Below are 19123 nucleotides of genomic sequence, written 5' to 3'. Positions count from 1 at the left end.
GAGATGCCCCACCAATGGCAAAGATTATCTATACCCACACTGACGAAGCGCCGATGCTGGCGACGTACTCTTTCCTGCCGATTGTGGAAGCTTTCGCCTCGACGGCGGGCGTGGAGGTCGAGACCCGCGACATTTCGCTGGCCGGCCGAATCATCGCCGTCTTCGGTGACTACCTGACTGAAGAGCAGCGGATCAGCGACGCACTCGCCGAACTGGGTGAACTGGCAAAGAAACCCGAAGCGAACATCATCAAGCTCCCCAACATCAGCGCATCCGTCCCGCAGCTCAAGGCGGCCATTGCCGAACTCCAGGCTCAGGGCTACGCGCTTCCGGACTACCCGGACAACCCCTCCTCCGACGAAGAGACGGACATCCGGTCGCGTTACGACAAGATCAAGGGTTCGGCCGTCAACCCGGTCCTGCGCGAAGGCAACTCGGACCGCCGAGCTCCTCTGTCGGTGAAGAACTACGCCCGCCAGAACCCGCACTCCATGGGTGCCTGGAGCGCCGACTCCAAGACCAACGTTGCCCACATGACGGTGGACGATTTCCGTTCCAACGAGAAGTCCGTGGTCATCCCGGCCGACGACACCATCAAGATCCAGATTGTCCGCGAAGACGGAACCGTCAAGGTCCTCAAGCCGGCCTTCCCCGTCCTCGCTGGCGAAGTTGTGGACGGCACCGTGCTGCGCGCCTCAGCCCTGGACGAGTTCCTGGCTGCCCAGGTGATCCGGGCCAAGGAAGAAGGGGTGCTGTTCTCCGCACACCTGAAGGCCACCATGATGAAGGTCTCCGACCCCATCATCTTCGGCCACGTCGTCAAGGCGTACTTCTCCGAGCTTTTCGACACCTATGGCAAGCAGATCGCTGCTGCGGGCCTGAGCGCCAACAACGGCCTGGCCTCTATCCTCAACGGCCTTGACGAACTCCCGGAAGACGTCCGCGAAGGGATCCGCGCGACCATCAAGAAGGGCTTGGAAGACGGCCCGGCACTTGCCATGGTCGATTCCGACAAGGGCATCACCAACCTGCATGTACCCAGCGACATCATCGTTGACGCTTCGATGCCGGCAATGATCCGCAACTCGGGCCACATGTGGGGCCCGGACGGCAAGGAACACGACACCCTAGCCGTCATCCCGGACAGCTGCTATGCAGATGTCTACCAGGTGGTCATCGATGACTGCCGTGCCCATGGCGCCTTCGATCCCACCACCATGGGAACCGTTCCGAACGTCGGCCTAATGGCACAGGCAGCCGAAGAATACGGCAGCCACAACAAGACCTTCGAAGTCGAGTACGCCGGCGCGATCCAGGTTGTGGACTCCTCAGGAGCCGTGCTGATCGAACACCAGGTCTCCCCGGGCGACATCTGGCGCGCCTGCCAGGCCAAGGACCTGCCGATCCGCGACTGGGTCAAGCTGGCTGTCACCCGTGCCCGCGCCTCCAAGATGCCGGCCGTCTTCTGGCTCGACGAAACCCGCGCCCACGACGCCCAGCTGATCGCCAAGGTGAGGGAGTACCTGAAGGATCACGATACCGAGGGCCTGCAGATCGAAATCATGTCCCCGGAGAAGGCCACCGCGTTCACGCTGGAAAGGATCCGCAAGGGCGAGGACACCATCTCGGTGACCGGCAACGTGCTGCGCGACTACCTCACCGACCTGTTCCCGATCCTCGAACTTGGCACCAGCGCCAAGATGCTCTCCGTGGTTCCGTTGATTAACGGTGGCGGCCTCTTCGAGACCGGTGCCGGTGGATCCGCCCCGAAGCACGTCCAACAGCTCCTGCAGGAGAACCACTTGCGCTGGGACAGCCTGGGCGAATTCCTCGCCCTAGCCGTTAGCTTCGAGCACCTTGCCACGACCACCGGTAACGCCCGGGCGCATGTCCTCGCCGACACGCTCGACCGCGCCACGGGCACGTTCCTGCTGGATAACAAGTCCCCGAAGCGCAAGGTGGGCGAACTCGACAACCGAGGCAGCCACTACTACCTCGCCAAGTACTGGGCCCAGGAACTGGCTCAGCAGACAGACGACGCCGAGCTCGCCGCGGCGTTCTCCGCCGTTGCCGAGGCCCTGACGTCCAACGAGGAAACCATCATCGCCGAGCTGCTCGCAGTCCAGGGTTCGCCTGCCGACATCGGCGGCTACTACCGCCCCGACGCCGCAAAGGCAGAGGCCGTGATGCGTCCCTCCGCAAAGCTCAACGAGGTTGTCGCCACGCTGAACTAGGGGCACCCCGCCCCAGCCAACTGACCCGCAGTTGTTGTCGTTTTGAGAGGTCAGAACGACAACAACTGCGAGTCAGTTGCGTTTAAGGGCGGAATAGCGACGCGGCGCGTCGATCCCGTCGACAAGATCGGCAAGCACGCGGCCGATAGCCGGGGTGAACTTGAATCCGTGCCCGGAGAACCCGGCCCCGACCACGAGCGGTCCAAAACGGTCGAGCACGAAGTCTTCGTTGGCCGTGCTTGTATAGGTGCAGCTGATGGGAACCGCCGATTCGACGTCGACCCCTGGCAGCCATTCACGGGCGTAGCGGCGGAGGGCCTCCAGCTGGACCGGTTCGGGTTGGAATGTGCGGGCATCAGGATCGGTGACCGGTCCTACGCCGTGCCAGCCCGCCTTGACCCCTTCGCCCGGCGTGAGCATCCCATAGACAGGGCTGTACCAATAGTCGTCACGGGGATCGCCGGGGTCCGGTGCGTGGTTGAAGCTCGGCCAGAGCTGGGAATCATCGATGGGCGTGAAATGGGCAGGTTGCTCCTGGGTGACCACCAAACGGGGGAGTGGCACCTGCGCCCCGACAAGCTTGCTGGTCCAGGCGCCCGCCGTGATGACTACCCGGCGCGCGGTGATCTCTTGTGAGTCGGTAACGACGACGGCGCGATCGTCGCCGAGGACGCGGATGTCGCGAACCGGGGTGGAATACGAGAAGCGGGCACCGTGTGCCTCGGCCGATGCGCGCAACGCTCTGAGAGCCTCGGCCGCCCGGACCCGGCCCGATTCCGGCACGAAGAGAACATCGCTTCGGAACGCCATGCCCGGCCAACGCTCTGACGCCTCCTTGGCGGAGATGAAATGGCTTGCGATGCCCCGCTCCACGTGCGCGGAGCGGACTTCCCGGAGCCGGGCAACATTTCCGTGGTTGGCCAGACCGACAAGATCCAACAATTGCGTTTCGGTCTCTTCTGCGAGCCCATCCCAGAGGTCCCTCGCTTCGCTGACCAGGGCGAGATAGTCGTCCTCCGCATATGCCGTGTTGAAGTTGCGCGTTGCGCCGTGCGAAGCGCCCACATGGTGCCCCTCTTCGAACTGTTCGAGGAGGACCACCGATCGTCCCCGGAGAGCGAGCTGCCACGCCGCAGCTGATCCCATTGCGCCTCCGCCGACCACGACGACGTCAACATCCATCCCGGATTCACCCATCCTGTCCGGGCCTCCCAGCGAGGCCCACTGCAGTCTCCATTCTGCCTAAGCGGCCAGCTTCCTGCGGACCCAGGCCGAGAACTGTGCTCTGACGATGTGGCTGCAGGCCGCCCGGCGCCGCATATGATCCACCGCGCCATGGAGTTGACGGGAGTGATCGACGTCCGCGAAGTGCTGGCTGCCGGCGACACCAGGAACGACCGCAAAGCGGCCAGGAACGCGGGAGTACGGCGGTCGGTGTCCTCACAGGAAAACTGGGACGGGGGAACTCGCCGCACACCCGCACGATCACATCCTGGCGGGGGTCAAGGATATTCCGGCCCTGCTGGCTTGATTCACAACGGCCGGATTACAATGCGTCCGTTTTGAGCTCTGCCGTCGGCATGGAAGATTGGACCGGGTGAAATTCCTCATTCCCTCGCAGACCTCATCCTCGCGTGGCATCGCCTTTCTGAGGATCGTGTTCGGCGGCCTTTTGCTGCTGCATGGAGTCCAGAAGCTGCTCGCAGGGCAGCCCGCGTTCGAGGCAACCATCGCTGCCATGGGTGTTCAAAAAGCGGAGCTGATGTCCTGGCTCGTCATCTGGGGCGAAACCGGACTGGGCGCACTTTTGGTGCTCGGCGCCCTGACCAGGGTGGCTGGTTTCCTGGCAGCCCTTATGTACGCCGGGATCTGGTTTGTCACCGAATCCGGCAAGCCCCTGTTGAGCGATAGTCCCGGAATCAACGCTGAGCTGCTCATTCTGTATATCGCGTTGGCGTTGGGGTTTGCCTTCATCGGTTCGGGGGCGGTTTCGCTGGATCGGAAACTGTTTGCCGGGAAGCCTGCCCGGAAGTCGCGGCGCTAGCCGCCCCTAGCGCCGACCGGCCTGGAGACCCGCGCGGGCCATGGCGTCCGCGTAGGAGCGGCCCATTTCGATCAGCCATTCGGTCTGGCGTTCCTTGGACCCGGCGAAGGCGCGCCCGTGCAGCGAACGGGCCTTGTAGACCTTCAAGCCGCGGCGCCAGATCAGCTGGTTGTCAGTCTTGAGGAGCATCTGCGCCAGTCGGTTGGCTTCCGTTCCGTGGGCGACGATCGCCGAGGCGCGTGGAACGAGTTTGAGGAAAGCGAGGAGCGGCTTGAGGCCGGCGGCGATCTGCTCGGGAGTCAGCTTTCCGTTCGCCTCGCCCGGAGTGAACCACGGGTGGGTGTTCCACGGCATCATCCATTCCGGGCGCAGGCCGAGCTGGAACTGCAGGCCCAGTAGCCGGGTGGCAGCGGCGTCGTCGCCGGCCCAGACAACGCCCCGCGAGGAGGCCTCGCTGTTGTTGGAAAACAGGGTGACAATCCGGCAGTCCTCCACCGAGTGCATCGGATCCACATAGGGGACTTCGAAGCCGGGGCGGAGCTTGCGGAGGAACTCCACATGCTGGTTCACCGGTGCGATGTGCGGGGCGAAGAAGGGGCTGTCCGGTACCGCTGGAGTCATGGCTTCTTCGGCGGAAGCCTCTGCGGAGCTCGCCGGTTCGACGGCGGTTACACTCGGCGTTTCTTCCACGGCGGCCGGTTCGACGGCGGTCGGTTCGACGACGGTTATGGTCGGCATCTTTTCGATGGCGGGAGCGGCCGCAGGTTCCACCTTGCGGGTGATGACCGGGCTGGCCTTGGGCATCGAAATTGAGGAAGCCTTCTTCGGCGTGGCCGTCTTTACGGCGGCGGCCTTCGGAGCGTCTTTCCTGGCCGGCACCTTCTTTTCGGCCTTGGCCGGGGCGTCCAGGTCGTCCTCGTCGTCGAACAAACCATCGAAGAGCTTGTCGAGTTCGTCGTAGCCGCTGCCGTAGTCGTCGTCGAGCTCGGGGCCGCGCCCGAAACCTTCCTCGTACCGCGAGTCCAGTGCGCTGCGGTAATCCTCGTCGTGTACCTCGAAATAGTCCGGTTCGGCCAATGCGGTCATGAGAGCAGGGGTCTCCTGGGGTCGGGCAGGGGCCGGTACCGGGGCGCGTGGGGGCACGTCCGTTCCGGGCCAGTTGATGGGGGCTCTCCGGGGGGCCGGTTGAGCCTTTAGATCTTAGCAAGCCACAAGCGGTCTGGCGTCCTTCCCCTGTTCACCTGACACGGTATGTCGCTCAGCCCCGGGGCATGAAGGAGCCGCGATGCGTCGAACATCACCTGTATGCGTCGCGGAGGGTGGCAGCAGAGACGCGAAAAGGCGGGTGGAATGGACGAAAGACGTCCATTCCACCCGCCCTTGTCCGGCAAAGTTGTTCAGTGCCACAGTTCAGACATGGATGACGAATTGCGCTAGTGCTGCGGCAGCTATGAAACTCGCGGAGAACGTGATTGTCGCCACAATCACGGTGCGCCAGTTCAGGGTCCTCAGCGCGTTGATGTCGCGCCCAACGTTCATACCGAGCAGGGCGATCGAGCCAAGGCCCACGTAGAGCGGGTCAAGGTTGTGGGTGAAGGAGACGATCGTGCCACTGAAAGGCAGGATCGGAGCCGTTGCCAAGGTGGCGAGTGCAAGGACCCATACGCTTGACGGCACGGCGGGCACGTACTTGGCGAGCACGAATGCCAGTGCGGTAAGGAGCCCAAGGATCACCACGCCAATGACATCGTTGACACTGATGGACTTGGTGCCCAAGGCGTTGAGGACCACGCCCGCGGCGATGCTTGCAGCGAAAGCGATGATCCATGTTGAAGGCTTCGTGCGCACCTCCGGGTCCTGGAGCACGGCCGAAACGTCCACCGTGGTTCGGTCCTGTGGTCGGCGCAGTTTCGCGACAATGGCGTTTCCGTTGCGGTCAAGACGCTTCCCCTCGTCATCGCGGCGGAAGATGCGCGACCAGAACTTGTATAGCCGCAAGGACATCGGCAGCGAAAGGAAGGCCCCGGCGTAGAAGCCCACAAGGTTCGTCACCAGGTTCGACAAGGCCGCCAGCGCCATGATCTCCGGCGCCTGCTCCGGATGGATGATGGACAGGGCGGCTACGCCGCCAAGCATCATGGATCCCGAGCCGAGGCCCAGGCCCAGCGCAAGGGCACGGGGGTCGAAGATGCCCATCCCGCCGAGCAGGCCTGCAAGCAGGGAGATGAAGACTGCGCCGAAGACGCTGCCCAGAAGCCACACGGAGAACACGCCGCGGTAGACCGGGGATTTCACGCCGAAGCGCTGCAATGCGTAGGCCAAGTAGGATTCACGGTCGATTGCCCAGGTGGCACCGATGGCCGTTCGGCCCATGCCCAGTGCGACGCCGACCGGCAGGGCGATGATGACCGTTCCGAAGATGTGGCCTACTTCCTGGAGCAGGATGGCCGGGCCGAGGGTGGTTAGTTTGGCGAAGGAGGGCCCCACCTGGGTGCCGAGGGCCGCTAGGAACATGACGATGCTGACGTTGAGCAATACCGAGGCCACGGCGCGGCTTTGGCCGGACATGGGGCGGACCTTCTGCACGCCGATGACAGCGCCAATCAGTACGGCCCACAAGACGGGCATGAGCACGATAGCGGCGTTGCCCAGGGGAATCTTGTGCGTTCCGGCCAGGATGGCGACAGCGCAGACGGCTGTGGACAGCAGGATCATCGATCCCCATTGCCGTGCGGTCGGGGTGAAGAGGCGGGCCGGTCCGTGATCGACATTGACTACGGGCGTATCCACCTCCGGAGTGGTTGCGGATTGGTTCTTCATTGTTGTGCACCCTTCGTGTGCTGCAGTGGCGAAGGACGGGCATGTCCATGCCATTTGGTATACCAAAGATGGTAAGGTGGATCACATCGCAATGCAAGACATGTCACAAAAGCTGCTAGAAGTCTCAGAAATTAAGGCGTCCATGCGCCCGGCCAACTTCGAACTTGATCTGCGGCTATTTGATCTGGGATACCAAACTTGGAGGGTTTATGATCACTCAGCTTTCTGCCCGGTACGTCCTTGGCTATGACGGGACCGGGCACGTGATGCACACGGATGGGCAGGTCGTGATGCAGGATGACGGGATCATCTATGTCGGGACTGATTACTCGGGCCGCGTGGATGAACGCCGGGACTTTGGACAGAGCCTCATCGCACCTGGCCTCATCGATCTCGATGCCTTGACGGACATTGATCACATGATCTTCGATTCCTGGCCCACAGAGGAGATCGCTGCGGGCTTGCAATGGTCTGAGGACTACTTCCACCACCGCCGGCGCGATGTCTTCACCGCGGCGCAGCGCAAGAGCGTGCGAAAGTTCGCCCTGGCGCAGCTGGCTTTGCACGGTGTGACCACCTACATGCCGATTGCCTCGGAGATCCACAGTTCATGGGCTGAAACCTTCGAAGAACTCAAAGGAATGGCGCAGGCCAGCATTGAGCTCGGCCTGCGCGGCTTCCTGGGCCCCGCGTACCGCTCGGGGATCAATGTCACCGACGACGACGGCCGACGCGTGATCCTCTTCGACGAGGAGGAGGGACGCAAAGGATTCGCCGACGCCGCACGGTTCCTGGACTTCGCCGACGAGCTAGGACATCCCTTGCTTACGGGCGTCCTGCTGCCGTGCCGAATCGAGACACTTTCGGACGAACTGATGCGCCGGACTGCGGAGCTGGCCACCGAACGCGACGCACTCGTCCGCCTCCATTGCCTCCAACAACCCAATGAAGACGGGTTCCTCGTCAAGCTCACGGGGCGCACTGTCCTCGAGCAGCTTGCCGATTCCGGCATGCTGGACGCGCGGCTCCTTATCCCGCATGGGATTGTCATCGACGGCACCGATCCGTCCTCCAGCGCAGAGGGCGGGCCGTTGGATGTGCTGGCCCGCCATGACGTCAGCATCATCCACTGCCCACTGACGTCGTTCCACTACTCAGGCATGCTCAAGTCCTTTGATGCCTTCGCAGCCGCCGGGGTCAACATGTGCTTGGGAACGGATTCTTTCCCGCCGGACCTGATCAAAGGCATCGACGTCGGCACGCACCTTGCCCGCATCGCAGAGGGCCGCCGGGACGCCGGCACGGTGTCGGCATTCTTTGACGCCGCCACCTTGGGTGGTGCCAGGGCATTGGGCCGCGACGACCTGGGACGCCTGTGTCCGGGCGCGCAAGCGGACATCATGGTCGCCTCACTGGGTGATTTCCGTGACGGGGTCGTAGAAGATCCATTGCGCACGCTGATCCTCAACGGCTCGGCACGCAATGTCACGGACACGTACGTTGCGGGCCGCCCCGTGGTTGTTGGCGGCTCACTCCCAGGCATCGAACTGGATGAACTGCGCGCTGAGGGTCAGCAGTTTTTTGGGCAGATGGTGGACGCCTACGGCGAACGTGACTATCGGCGGCGCGATGCCCCCGAGCTGTTTCCCCCGGTGTACGCCCCGGCGGCGGTCCAGATCCAGTGACCCGAGGGCGTACGCACCGTAGGAGTCGGAATTCCCCGATGGATCCACGCATGAGCTCCTCCGCGGGGCTGCTTGCCCTGCGGAGGAGCCGGGAAACGGGCTGCAATCCAGCGCGGTGGAGCAGCCCGAGCCAGTGATTATGCGGGAATTGTTGCCCGGATCTTCCGGCTGCCCACCATCACGATGAGTCCAAGCAGCAGCAGAGCCGCCGCGAACAGCAGCCACAGGCCATTGAAGCCAGTGCTTGCGAGGACGGCCGTTCCAGCCCCAACAAATGAGGCCGCATTGGCTTGTGCTGCAGTTCCGGATGCGATTGCCGACGGCGACTCAACCGAAGGAGCGGCTGCAGCCGGATCGACAACACCCTGAGGACCGACCGGCTGGTTCACGACGGGCGGGGTGACTGTCGACGGGTTCACGACGCCGGAAGGCAGACCCAAACCTACCGATGCGGTGCCGATCGTCAGTGGGAGATTCAACGCTGCGGTGAGTCCCGTGCCTGAGAGGTTCAACGGTGCGGTGAGTCCCGTGCCCAAGAGGTTGCCGGTAGCTGCCGTTGGCGTGGTGCCGAGCAGGCTCAGGGGTGCGGTGAGTCCCGTGCCTGAGAGGATGCCGGTAGCTGCCGTTGGCGTGGTGCCGAGCAGGCTCAGGGGTGCGGTGAGTCCCGTGCCTGAGAGGATGCCGGTAGCTGCCGTCGGCGCAGCCCCGAGCAGGTTGACCGAGGTGTCGCCGACGGTGACGGGAGCGGTAACCGGTGCCGTGACGCCGGTGCCTCCGCTGGTGCCTGTCGGCGTCGTGTTGAGGACGTCGACTGAGGTGTCACCGACGGTGACAGGAGCGGTTACCGGGGCCGTGGCGCCGGTGCCTCCGCTGGTGCCTGTCGGCGTCGTGCTGAGGACGTCGACTGAGGTGTCACCGACGGTGACAGGAGCGGTTACCGGTGCCGTGACGCCGGTGCCTGTCGGTGCGGTACCTGTCGGCGTCGTGCTGAGGACGTTGACGGAGGTGTCACCCACAGTGATAGGCGCGCTGACGGGAGCCGTCGCCTGGGTGCCAGATGCTGTTCCAGGGGCGGAATTGTTCAGAACTGCCAGTGAGGTGGCTCCGATATTAACAGGGACCGATATCGGAGCCACCACCTGGGTTCCGGACGGGACGGCTGCTCCGCCGGAATTGGTCGCCGGGGCCGGAGCCGGGGCGGGTGCAGGGGTGGTGGTCGCGGCGCCCGAATTTCCAAGTATTGAGAGCGACGTCGACCCGAGGGTCACCGGAATGGTCACCGGTGCAACGACTTGAGTGCCTGAGGCAGTGCCTAACGCACTTGTAGTGGAGTCTGCCGCGTTCGCGGCAGTTGCGCCGAGGGCTATCAACCCACCGGCAAAGAGGGTGCCAAGCAGCCCCTTGCGAATCATGCTGTGCATTGTGTTTTCTCCTGAACGAGTAGTTCCCAAAGGCGTCCGCAGGAGCCTGCGTGTACGCCCCGATTGGCCATCTGCCGCCGTCCAGGATTGGCTTCCGGAAAGCGGCGGGGCTCGGAACTAGTCAGGGGAAGAACCCGGGTCAAACGACACCGGAGCCGGAACTCTGCCGGCAGCAGCTGTGGCCACGAGGGTCCCAGTCAAGGGGTAAAACAGGTTCGTGCCTTGGAGCCAGGCAGTAGCAGCCCCCGAAGGATTGCTGGAAAGGACTGCAGAGCTATTTCCGGCGTCGCTGCCGCCTGGTGTACCGGGCGGGAATGTCCCGCCGGACGCGGGGGCTGAAGTTAGCTCGGAACCGCTAGCCCGGACTGTCGACTTCGAAGGTGTCCCATTCAGTCCCGGCGGGCCACTGGGCCCAGCGAGGCTGAGCAGCGGGGCCGCGACATCCTGAGCCGGCGTCGAGGGGACTCCAGCAACGGGCTCAACAGCAGCGGGTCCCCCTGCAGGAGCTTCGCCCATTCCGACGGCATCGGGGATTTGGATGGAAGGGACAGTTATCTCCGGGATGGTGACCGGAAGGCTTGCAACCAAGGAACCGACGCTTGACCCGACCCCGTCAACCGCGCTCGCTGCCGGCAATACAACGCTGGTAGTCACGGCACCAACAGTCCCCTCAGGGAGGACTGCGCTGACAACGGGCGTGCTGGCTACAAGTTGGTCGGCGCTCCGAGTCAGCTGGGGAAGTTCGTGCACCACGACAGCCGGCACCTGTACCGCTGGTAGATGGACCTCGTTGTGCACGACGTTTGACACTGCGGAACCGGCGCCGCCCAGAAGCGTGTGGTTGTTCGTGCTTCCGGAATCAGCGGTTGCTGCCGTGGAAGAGAGGGCCATCCAAACGACAGCTCCGGCGCCAGCGAGCATGACGGAGCGGAGAACATGAAGAACGCGCGACCTACTTCGCTCAGCTTCCATCTCGACACCCCCCAGCGTCAGCCTGGATCGACGATCGCTCCCATCCTAGGCCTCACTAGTTAACTAGTCCAGATGTTGGAGGACGGATTCGTCATTCAGTTCAGCGGGCGTCGTTGGCGTACCGGACTCCGAGCTGGGATCGCACCCCGTCGAAGAGACGCATCGTGTTCAGTGAATCGTCCAAGGGCATCACGGGACTTTCGGTGAGTCCTTGTTGGACACATCGTGTAACCTCACGCAGTTCGTAGGTGTAGCCGATCCCTACCGCGTCAAAGCGTTCGATTCGTGGTTCGTCCCAGCCGGTTCGAATCAGCAGCTCGCGGGGATTGTTGATGGACCCTTGTGTCTGGAGGAAGCCCTTGGAGCCTGCAACGGACGCCGAGCGCGGCCCATGGGCCAGCAACGAAGAGGTCAGCTGGGCGATGGCACCGCCGTCGTAGGCCAGCGTGAGCGCATTCTGCGAGTCGACGCCGTCGTCCGTCAAAGTGCCGATCGCGCTGACCGACTGCGGGAAGCCGAGGGTGCCCAAAGGCCAGAGCAGCGCGTACACCGTGAGGTCCAAAAGTGCCCCGCCGCCGTCCGCCGGGGCCCAGATCCGGGCCGATGGGTCATAGGGGGCGGGGAAACCAAGGTCGGCGCTGACCCACTTGATGTCGCCCAGTTCGCCCGACGCGGCAATGGCGAATGCCCTCTGCATGCTGGGCAGGAATCGACTCCATACGGCTTCCATGAGGAACAATTTCCGTTCCCGGGCCAAAGCGACGAGCTCTGCCGCTTCACGGCCGTTGATGGTCAAGGATTTCTCGCACAGGACGTGCTTGCCCGCGTTGAGGACGTCCCTGACGATCTCGAAGTGCTGGGCGTGCGGGGTGGCCACATAGACAACGTCGACGGCGTCATCGGCGAGCAGCCGCTGGTAGCCGGGCACACCGCCGTCGTCCCCGTAGGACTTCGTGACCCCATGCGCGGCAGCAAAGGCATCCGCGGATTCCTGGCGCCGGGAACTCACTGCGTAGAGGTTTGCGTCCTCAAGCTGGGCGAGGTCGCCGCTCACGGTATTAGCGATCCCTCCTGTGGCGATAATGCCCCAGTTCAGAGCCTTGCCGGTGGCTGCGCGGGGATCCTGGTTCGGTTGGCTGAACAACCACGGTTTGGCGATATGGAGACTCATGCGGCCTATCCTCTCATTCCGCCGCAGGCGTTATACAGCACACGCCCAAGTCACGAGCCATCTGAATTTCGTCGGAGCCATCGCCTAGGCTGATGGTCATCATCCCTCGCAGAGAGGTTCTGTGGGGAGTTACCGAATGGAGCAGGGATGGGTGTTTTTCGACGCGTCATTTTGCCGGTGGCATGGCTGCTGGTTTTTGCAGTGATCGCTGTGGCCTTGGTGAAGATCGCCTTTGTGGATGGGCTGAAGCCCCAGGGTGCCGAGCCTGCCCCGATGGCCAGGGTGGAGACGCCTGTTGTGCCCGCCGCGCGCGCAACGGTCACCAATACGGTGCAGATCAAAGCCACCGTTCAGAGCGACCCCGTTGTCGGCGTCCGCAGCACGGCGGCGGGAACGGTTGTCCACCTCTATGTGGAGCCGGGCGTGGCCGTGGCCAAGGGAGACCAGCTCTTCCAAGTCAAATCCGAGCGGACCAAGCCCGCCAGCACTGCCGCAACGCCCGGGGAGAAGACCACCTCAGAACCTGTGTACGTGTACACCGACGTGCTCGCCCCTGCCGCCGGGAAGCTCAATGAACTGACTGCCCTCCTTGATCAGCAGTTAAGCGTGGGCGAAGTTGTGGGCAAGGTCGATCCAGGGACCTTCACGGTGTCCGGCCCGGTCAATGCCGCCCAACAGTATCGGCTTCTCGCCAAGCCGGGCTCAGCGCAGATCTCCCTGGTGGGCGGGCCGGCTCCGTTCGCCTGTCCTGCAGTGACGCTGAAGAACAACGCCAACGACGCCGGAGCCGCTGCCGGTGGTAACGGAACCGGCGGCGTGGGGATGGCGGTGCCAGCTGGCGGACTGTCGTTAGCCGCGGCTGGACCGGGTGGGGCAACGCAAAGTGAGAGCGCTAGCACCGGGACGATCAGTTGTCCTGTGCCGGCCGGAACGGAAGTCTTCGCCGGCCTGGGAGCAACCATGACGGTGAGTGCGGGCGAAGCCAAGGACGTGGTGACAGTTCCCCTGACCTCGGTGAAGGGCAGCGTCAAAGAAGGTATTGTCTGGATGGCCGGTGTGGCTGCCGAGGGCAAGGCACCGGAACAACGGCCTGTGAAGCTGGGTCTCAACGACGGTGACAAGGTGGAGGTGCTGTCCGGCCTCGCGGAAGGGGAACGGGTTCTTGAATTCGTTCCCGGCGCCCCGGCCGCTCCTTCCGAGCAAGGTTACGGGCCGGGCCCGGCGGCGTACCGTCCGGCGGGAGGCTAGGCATGGAGAGCCTTGTGAGTTTGCGCGGTGTCACGCGCACGGTGGTGCTGCCTGACGATCAGAAGCTTCATATCCTCCGCGGGATCGACCTTGAGATTTCCGCCGGTGACCACACCGCGATCATCGGCCGCTCGGGCTGCGGGAAGTCAACGTTGCTGAACCTCCTGGGTCTGCTGGACGTGCCCACGTCCGGCGAAATCCATTTTCTTGGCACGCCTGTGCTACAACTTGGTGGCAACGCGCGTGCTCGGCTTCGAGGCTCTACGGTGGGCTTCGTGTTCCAGCAATTCAACCTGCTCCCCGGCCGTAGCGCGCTGGACAATGTCATCACGCCCCTCCTCTACGCCCGCGGCCGCGATTTCCTGCGACGCCGTGAACTGGCCATGGACATGCTGGACCGTGTGGGACTTGCCGGCCGTGCCCAGACCATGCCGAACATGCTCTCGGGTGGTGAGCAGCAGAGGGTTGCCATCGCGCGGGCCTTGGTCCGGCGCCCCCGCCTGATCCTTGCCGACGAACCCACAGGCGCGCTCGATGTAGAGACCGGACGATCGGTCATGGCACTTCTGGACCAGGTAGCCACGGAGTCCGCCGCGGTACTCGTGACCATCACCCACGACAGCAATGTGGCTGCGCTGGCACGCTCCCGCTTCCGTCTGGACTCAGGCGTTCTGCATCCCCTTGACGGCGAGTCGAACCCGGGGATCGCTTTGTCGGAACCGGCCTTGGCTGCGCTGGCTTCGTCGGGTCCAGCGCCGTTCGGGCCCACATCGCCGGAGGTTGGGCGATGATCGGATTCATGTCAGCCATGGTGGAAGCCTGGCAGGAACTGCGGATCAACAAAGTCCGGATCCTGCTGGCTTTGCTGGGCGTGGCCTTGTCCGTCGCGGCGCTTACGTCCGTGGTAGGCGTCGGCAATCTTGCACGCGAAGGATTCAAAGCCTCATCCGAGCGCACGGGGGGACGCTCAGCGACGCTCGCGTTAGGGGTCAATGGTCCAACCCAGCCGGATCCGGCGCGTCTGGATGCCGCGTATCAGTCAATCGTTGACCGTTACGGTATTGCCTTCTCCTCGCACGAGGGCCACGCCGAGCAGCCTTTCCAGTTCCCTCGCGGTGTCCAGTCTGTTCAATTGATGGTGGTGGACCCCGGATATGGGGTCATTCACCGATTGGAGTTACGGCAAGGGTCCTGGTTTGCCAGCGACGACGAAGAGCGGCTGGCGCCCGCCGTCGTCGTGACTGAAGCGTTTTACAACGCGGCTGGCAGGCCCGACCTTGCCATGCAACCCGGCATCAAGACCGCAGGCGAGCAGGAATCCAATACCGTGATCATCGGCGTCGTGCCGGATACTTGGCCGGATGCGCCTCCGGCGGCGTACATACTGTCGGGCGCCGCCAAGCAAATAGGAGTCAACCAGCTCGGTGGGCAGTTCAAGGTATGGGTGCAGGACGGGCAAGCAGAAATGCTCTCGGCAGCCATCCAGGCCGATTTGGCGCAACAGTTCCCGGACACAAACATCATGGCGCAGCGGATGGACTTTGCCGCACACGGAGATCCCCTGGCCCCGGTGCAGCTGGTGGTGGGCGGTATTGCAGGCCTGGTCCTCTTGCTGGGCGCGGTGGGGATGTTGAATATCTCGATGGTCACGATCCGCTACCGGGTGCGGGAAATCGGTATTAGAAGGAGCTTCGGAGCGACCTCGGGGCGGATCTTCCTGGGCGTGATGATGGAGTCCGTCGTGGCCACCGCAGTGGCCGGGCTGGCCGGTGTCATGGTGGCAGTGGCGGTGGTCAAACACCCCTGGATCCAGTCAAAGGTTGCCCCGGCCCTCAGCCAGTACCCTCCGTTTCCCATCGAAGCGGCCATGCTCGGTTTCGGAGCAGCTGTGCTGGTGGGAGCATTGGCCGGAGCAATCCCGGCACTTGTGGCGGTACGCGTCAAGGTTATCGACGCGATTCGCTTCTAAAGAGCCGACCTCGGACGCCCGGAGAAAGCCCGGAAAGAGGGCCGGGAACCTTGCGGTTCCCGGCCCTCTTTCCGTTGTTTGGAAAACGTGATCAGGCCCCGGCAGCTACCCTCGGACGCACCGTTTCTTCGCTCAGTTTGCCCTGCTGCAGCCTGAAGCGCCGTTCGGTTTTCTGCGCCAGGCTCCGGTCGTGCGTTACCACCAGAATGGTGGTGTTGTGGTCCCGGCTCAAGGAACTGAGCAATTCGATGATGTGCTCACCGGTCTGCTCATCCAGGTTGCCGGTGGGCTCGTCCGCAAGGATGAGCTTGGGCTCGTTGGCCAGTGCCCGGGCGATCGCAACGCGCTGCTGCTCGCCTCCCGAGAGCTTGTTGATGCGGCGCGACTGTTTTTCGGGATCCAGCTGCACCTGCTCCAGGAGGGACCGCGCCCGCTCCAAGCGGGCAGCCTTCCGCATTCCTGCGAACTCCATGGGCAGCATCACGTTGTCTACTGCCGAGAGGTTGGGGATGAGGTTGAACTGCTGGAAAACGAAGCCGATGTCCCGGCGTCGGTATTCGGTGAGTTTGCCCGCTGGAAGGCCGGCCAGGCTGACCCCATCCACTACGACGTCCCCGCTGGTGGGCTTGTCCAGGGCGCCGAGCAGGGAGAGCAAGGTGCTCTTTCCGCTGCCGCTCTTCCCCACGATCGAGGCGAGGGTACCTTTTTCGAGCTCGAAGCTCACGCCGTTGACGGGCTTGATGGTGCGGTCGCCGGACTTGAATTGGCGGACAAGGTCTTTGACTTCAATCATGGCTATTCTCCTCGGAGGACTTCGATGGGGCGGATGCGGGCTGTGAGCAGCGCTGGTACCAGGGCGCCCACGACGGCGACGCCGAAGACCGCGGCGACGCCTGCGGCAATGACGCCGGGGGAGGCGCTCGCCGTGACCGAGGTGAGCAGCTGGGAGGCTCCGCCGAAGGGGTTTCCACCGGGTCCGCCGAAGCCTCCGCCGCCGGGGCCGCGCTGGGTCGTGGCCGCCGTCGAGCTGTTGGAACTGATCAGTGCCGAGGCGATGCCGCCGCTGGCGAAGGAGGCAATGGCGGCACCAACGACGCTGCCGAGCGCCACGAGGACGAGGGCTTCGAGCACGAACTGCAAGCCGATGGTCCGGTTGCGGGCGCCTATGGCCTTCAGGACTCCGATCTCACGGCGGCGCTCGCGGACCAGCATGACCATGATGAGCAGAATGATCAGGCCGGCCGTGCCAAGGGCTGCGATGAAGGCCACGAGTGAGATGTTCTTGACGCTGTCCAGGGAACTGACAGCGGTTTCGAGGCTCCGCTGGCCCTGCGTCACGTCGGCCTTGCTGGAGCCGAGGGCAGTCTGCAGTGCCGTCTTGGCGGCGTCCACGTTTTCCATGCTGTTGACCGTCACCACCATGCTGGAGAGCTCGTCCGGGGTTGCGGCGAGGGCCTGGGCCTCGGCGAGTGTCGTGTACACGGCGTTGTTGCCGAAAGTGGTGCCGGCGTCGAAGATGCCCGCCACCGTGAAGGTCGTGCCGGCAATGGTGAACGTTGAGCCGGCCTTGAGGTTGTTCTTTGTCGCGAGGGTGGTTCCGACGAGGGCCTTGGTACTGGCCACGGTGTAATCGCCCAGGCCCGTCCCGCTGGTGATGTTCAAAGCCTTTCCGGCAGTGTCCACCTCGGCGCCGATACCCGTAGCCGTGATGGGCAGTGAGAACGTCGGCGCGGTTCCGGTGGTTCCCGAGCCGGTGCTGCCCGTTCCCGTGCTTCCCGAGCCGGTATTGCCGCTGGTGTTGTTGCGGTTACCGAGCGTGCCGGCGTCGATGGCTGCCTGGAGGTTCGTGGTGACGCTCGTACCGCCCCCGGGACCGCCGCCCGGTCCCGTTTGCTGCGTCGTCGTGCCGGTGGTCGAGGCCGCTGTTGCGGTCTCCAGCCGCAGCGCCTTGGTGCCCACCACGGAAACGACGTTCGGTACGGCGGCCGCCGTCGCGGTCTGGGCGGTAGTGAGCGGCTCGCCGCCGCCGTCGAAGCCCTGTGCCCCGGCGGGGTTTACGGTCAGGACCGTGCCCACGGAGGCATTGAGCTCCTGGACTTTGCCGCCAACGGCTTGGTTGGCCACGAGCATGGCCAGCGCCAGCCCGATCGCGACGGCCAGCACTGCCACTACAGCCGCGGTTCTTATCTTGTTGCGGAAGGCATTGCCTACACTCCGGGCGAGGACGCTCACGATTCTCCTTCTGGACCTGGCCCGCCCCAGCGGCGCGCCTACTCACCTAAGAGTGCTCACCGCGGCTGTGCGACTGTGCTGCTGTTGCTATGCGGGGCCTGTGAAGAGTTGCGCGACGGCGGATGGAACCGGACACAGCGACGGCGGCCACCCCCTTGAGTGGGGATGGCCGCCGTCGTTGGTGCCTAGATGAGAACTACTACTTGGTGATCGGGCCGAGGACCGGATCGTCCACGTAGGCCGTCTTCACGTTGGCGAGGGTCACGATGACCGGAGGCAGCAGGTATGCCGGCACGGTCTTGACGCCGTTGTTGTAGGACTTGGTGTCGTTGATTTCCGGGGTCTTGCCGGACTGGACGTCCTGGACCATGGTGATGGCGTGCTCAACGAGCTTGCGGGTGTCCTTGTTGATGGTGGAGTACTGCTCACCGGCAAGGATGGACTTGACCGACTCAACTTCGGAGTCCTGGCCAGTCACGACCGGAAGCGGCTTGCCGGCCGCCTTGACCGAGGTCAGGATGGCGCGGGCCAAGGTGTCGTTCGGGGACAGCACGCCGTCCAGCGAAGCGCTGGTGTAGGTACCTGCGAGCAGGGTGTCCATGCGCTTCTGGGCGTTCTCTGCCTTCCAGCCCTGGGTGACGGCCTGCTCGAAGGACTTCTGGCCGGAAACCACCTTGAGGGTTCCGTCATCGATCTTCGGCTGCAGGATGCTCATGGCGCCGTCGAAGAAGACCTTCGCGTTGGCGTCATCGGGCGAACCTGCAAACAGCTCAATGTTGTACGGGCCGCTCGGCTTCTTGGCCTTGAGTCCGTCCAGCAGGGCCTGGCCCTGCAGCACGCCGACCTTGAAGTTGTCGTAGGCCACGTAGTAGTCCACGTTGGAGGTGTTCAGGAGCAGGCGGTCGTATGCAATGACCGTAGCGCCGGCGTCCTTGGCCTGCTTGAGCTGCGTGCCCAGCTGAGCGCCGTCAATGGCACCGACAATGATGAGCTTGTCGCCCTTGGTGATCATCGCGCTGATCTGGTTCTGCTGCTCCGAAACGCCACCGTTGGCGAACTGCACATCCGGCTTGAAACCTGCGCTCGTGAGCCCGTCGTTGAAGAGCTTCTCCGCCAGGACCCAGTTCTCACTGGTCTTCTGGGGGAGCGCGACGCCGATCGAGGAACCCTTGGGGAATGCCTCGCTGCCGCTTGACGAGCCACCGGAGCTGCCGCTGTCCGTACGGCCGCAGGCCGTCAGCGCCAGTGCCGCGATCGCAGCTACTGCTGCTGCCTTTCCTGCTTTACCAAACATTCGCATATCTTGGTTCGCTTTCTTTGTTGTGGA

Annotated in this window: 16 protein-coding genes; 7 read left to right on the top strand and 9 right to left on the bottom strand. The window is 63.8% G+C overall.

The features are described 5' to 3' along the window. The first annotated feature begins 14 nt into the window (after positions 1-14). A complete protein-coding gene (locus AB4Z38_RS04665) occupies positions 15-2234 on the top strand; it encodes an NADP-dependent isocitrate dehydrogenase (protein ID WP_441428617.1) in 2220 nt (739 codons plus the stop codon). A 72-nt stretch (positions 2235-2306) separates the two neighbouring features. Here the strand turns inward: AB4Z38_RS04665 and AB4Z38_RS04660 are convergent, their stop codons facing one another. Continuing rightward, positions 2307-3416 (bottom strand): FAD-dependent oxidoreductase, encoded by a 1110-nt coding sequence (locus AB4Z38_RS04660; RefSeq protein WP_441428713.1) that lies wholly within the window; start codon positions 3414-3416, stop codon positions 2307-2309. Between the two features lie 138 nt (positions 3417-3554). On the opposite strand from AB4Z38_RS04660, the gene AB4Z38_RS04655 reads away from it, so the two are divergent. Then, positions 3555-3800, top strand: a complete 246-nt coding sequence (locus AB4Z38_RS04655; RefSeq protein WP_441428616.1) for a hypothetical protein — start codon at positions 3555-3557, stop codon at positions 3798-3800. Positions 3801-3831: 31 nt separating this feature from the next. After that, positions 3832-4278, top strand: coding sequence for a DoxX family protein (locus tag AB4Z38_RS04650; protein WP_441428615.1), 447 nt, complete (start codon positions 3832-3834; stop codon positions 4276-4278). 6 nt (positions 4279-4284) lie between these two features. Here the strand turns inward: AB4Z38_RS04650 and AB4Z38_RS04645 are convergent, their stop codons facing one another. Then, positions 4285-4899 carry a uracil-DNA glycosylase gene (locus AB4Z38_RS04645; RefSeq protein ID WP_441428712.1) on the bottom strand — a complete coding sequence of 205 codons (615 nt, stop codon included), beginning with the start codon at positions 4897-4899 and terminating at the stop codon, positions 4285-4287. 789 nt (positions 4900-5688) lie between these two features. Beyond that, entirely contained in the window at positions 5689-7098 is a 1410-nt protein-coding gene (locus AB4Z38_RS04640; protein WP_441428614.1) for a DUF3100 domain-containing protein, read from the bottom strand. Between the two features lie 209 nt (positions 7099-7307). Here AB4Z38_RS04640 and AB4Z38_RS04635 point away from each other — a divergent pair, with 209 nt between their 5' ends. Continuing rightward, positions 7308-8783, top strand: coding sequence for a chlorohydrolase family protein (locus tag AB4Z38_RS04635; RefSeq protein ID WP_441428613.1), 1476 nt, complete (start codon positions 7308-7310; stop codon positions 8781-8783). A 137-nt stretch (positions 8784-8920) separates the two neighbouring features. Here AB4Z38_RS04635 and AB4Z38_RS04630 read toward each other — a convergent pair whose 3' ends face one another. The 3 genes from AB4Z38_RS04630 to AB4Z38_RS04620 all read right to left on the bottom strand — a co-directional run bounded on the left by AB4Z38_RS04630 (position 8921) and on the right by AB4Z38_RS04620 (position 12347). Further along, on the bottom strand, positions 8921-10204 hold the full coding sequence (locus AB4Z38_RS04630; RefSeq protein ID WP_441428612.1) for a DUF320 domain-containing protein: 1284 nt from the start codon (positions 10202-10204) through the stop codon (positions 8921-8923). Positions 10205-10321: 117 nt separating this feature from the next. Continuing rightward, positions 10322-11095 carry a hypothetical protein gene (locus AB4Z38_RS04625; RefSeq protein ID WP_441428611.1) on the bottom strand — a complete coding sequence of 258 codons (774 nt, stop codon included), beginning with the start codon at positions 11093-11095 and terminating at the stop codon, positions 10322-10324. A gap of 181 nt (positions 11096-11276) precedes the next feature. Further along, on the bottom strand, positions 11277-12347 hold the full coding sequence (locus AB4Z38_RS04620; RefSeq protein ID WP_441428610.1) for a Gfo/Idh/MocA family protein: 1071 nt from the start codon (positions 12345-12347) through the stop codon (positions 11277-11279). A 147-nt stretch (positions 12348-12494) separates the two neighbouring features. On the opposite strand from AB4Z38_RS04620, the gene AB4Z38_RS04615 reads away from it, so the two are divergent. The 3 genes from AB4Z38_RS04615 to AB4Z38_RS04605 are packed head-to-tail and all read left to right on the top strand — an operon-like array spanning position 12495 to position 15564. Beyond that, the gene (locus AB4Z38_RS04615) at positions 12495-13595 is read left to right on the top strand and encodes a hypothetical protein (protein WP_441428609.1); all 1101 of its coding nucleotides are present in this window, start codon (positions 12495-12497) and stop codon (positions 13593-13595) included. A 2-nt stretch (positions 13596-13597) separates the two neighbouring features. Further along, the gene (locus tag AB4Z38_RS04610; protein WP_441428608.1) at positions 13598-14386 is read left to right on the top strand and encodes an ABC transporter ATP-binding protein; all 789 of its coding nucleotides are present in this window, start codon (positions 13598-13600) and stop codon (positions 14384-14386) included. Next, positions 14383-15564 carry an ABC transporter permease gene (locus AB4Z38_RS04605; RefSeq protein ID WP_441428607.1) on the top strand — a complete coding sequence of 394 codons (1182 nt, stop codon included), beginning with the start codon at positions 14383-14385 and terminating at the stop codon, positions 15562-15564. The genes AB4Z38_RS04610 and AB4Z38_RS04605 overlap by 4 nt, the downstream gene beginning before the upstream one ends. A 91-nt stretch (positions 15565-15655) precedes the next feature. Here the strand turns inward: AB4Z38_RS04605 and AB4Z38_RS04600 are convergent, their stop codons facing one another. The 3 genes from AB4Z38_RS04600 to AB4Z38_RS04590 form a co-directional block, all read right to left on the bottom strand. Further along, positions 15656-16357, bottom strand: a complete 702-nt coding sequence (locus AB4Z38_RS04600; RefSeq protein ID WP_269993131.1) for an ABC transporter ATP-binding protein — start codon at positions 16355-16357, stop codon at positions 15656-15658. Between the two features lie 2 nt (positions 16358-16359). Beyond that, positions 16360-17796 (bottom strand): ABC transporter permease, encoded by a 1437-nt coding sequence (locus AB4Z38_RS04595; RefSeq protein ID WP_441428606.1) that lies wholly within the window; start codon positions 17794-17796, stop codon positions 16360-16362. A 199-nt stretch (positions 17797-17995) separates the two neighbouring features. Next, on the bottom strand, positions 17996-19096 hold the full coding sequence (locus tag AB4Z38_RS04590) for a substrate-binding domain-containing protein (RefSeq protein ID WP_441428605.1): 1101 nt from the start codon (positions 19094-19096) through the stop codon (positions 17996-17998). Positions 19097-19123: the final 27 nt, after the last annotated feature.

Origin of the sequence: Arthrobacter sp. 2RAF6 (assembly GCF_052115205.1) — a bacterium.
Classification (GTDB): Bacteria; Actinomycetota; Actinomycetes; order Actinomycetales; family Micrococcaceae; genus Arthrobacter.
This window is presented reverse-complemented; position numbering and strand designations above follow the sequence as displayed.

Coding starts and splice junctions, on each gene's coding strand:
- AB4Z38_RS04665 (WP_441428617.1), top strand. CDS start 15: ATGGCAAAGATTATCTATACCCACACTGACGAAGCGCCGATGCTGGCG.
- AB4Z38_RS04660 (WP_441428713.1), bottom strand. CDS start 3,416: ATGGATGTTGACGTCGTCGTGGTCGGCGGAGGCGCAATGGGATCAGCT.
- AB4Z38_RS04655 (WP_441428616.1), top strand. CDS start 3,555: ATGATCCACCGCGCCATGGAGTTGACGGGAGTGATCGACGTCCGCGAA.
- AB4Z38_RS04645 (WP_441428712.1), bottom strand. CDS start 4,899: ATGACTCCAGCGGTACCGGACAGCCCCTTCTTCGCCCCGCACATCGCA.
- AB4Z38_RS04640 (WP_441428614.1), bottom strand. CDS start 7,098: ATGAAGAACCAATCCGCAACCACTCCGGAGGTGGATACGCCCGTAGTC.
- AB4Z38_RS04635 (WP_441428613.1), top strand. CDS start 7,308: ATGATCACTCAGCTTTCTGCCCGGTACGTCCTTGGCTATGACGGGACC.
- AB4Z38_RS04630 (WP_441428612.1), bottom strand. CDS start 10,204: ATGCACAGCATGATTCGCAAGGGGCTGCTTGGCACCCTCTTTGCCGGT.
- AB4Z38_RS04625 (WP_441428611.1), bottom strand. CDS start 11,095: ATGGCCCTCTCTTCCACGGCAGCAACCGCTGATTCCGGAAGCACGAAC.
- AB4Z38_RS04620 (WP_441428610.1), bottom strand. CDS start 12,347: ATGAGTCTCCATATCGCCAAACCGTGGTTGTTCAGCCAACCGAACCAG.
- AB4Z38_RS04615 (WP_441428609.1), top strand. CDS start 12,495: ATGGGTGTTTTTCGACGCGTCATTTTGCCGGTGGCATGGCTGCTGGTT.
- AB4Z38_RS04610 (WP_441428608.1), top strand. CDS start 13,598: ATGGAGAGCCTTGTGAGTTTGCGCGGTGTCACGCGCACGGTGGTGCTG.
- AB4Z38_RS04605 (WP_441428607.1), top strand. CDS start 14,383: ATGATCGGATTCATGTCAGCCATGGTGGAAGCCTGGCAGGAACTGCGG.
- AB4Z38_RS04600 (WP_269993131.1), bottom strand. CDS start 16,357: ATGATTGAAGTCAAAGACCTTGTCCGCCAATTCAAGTCCGGCGACCGC.
- AB4Z38_RS04590 (WP_441428605.1), bottom strand. CDS start 19,096: ATGCGAATGTTTGGTAAAGCAGGAAAGGCAGCAGCAGTAGCTGCGATC.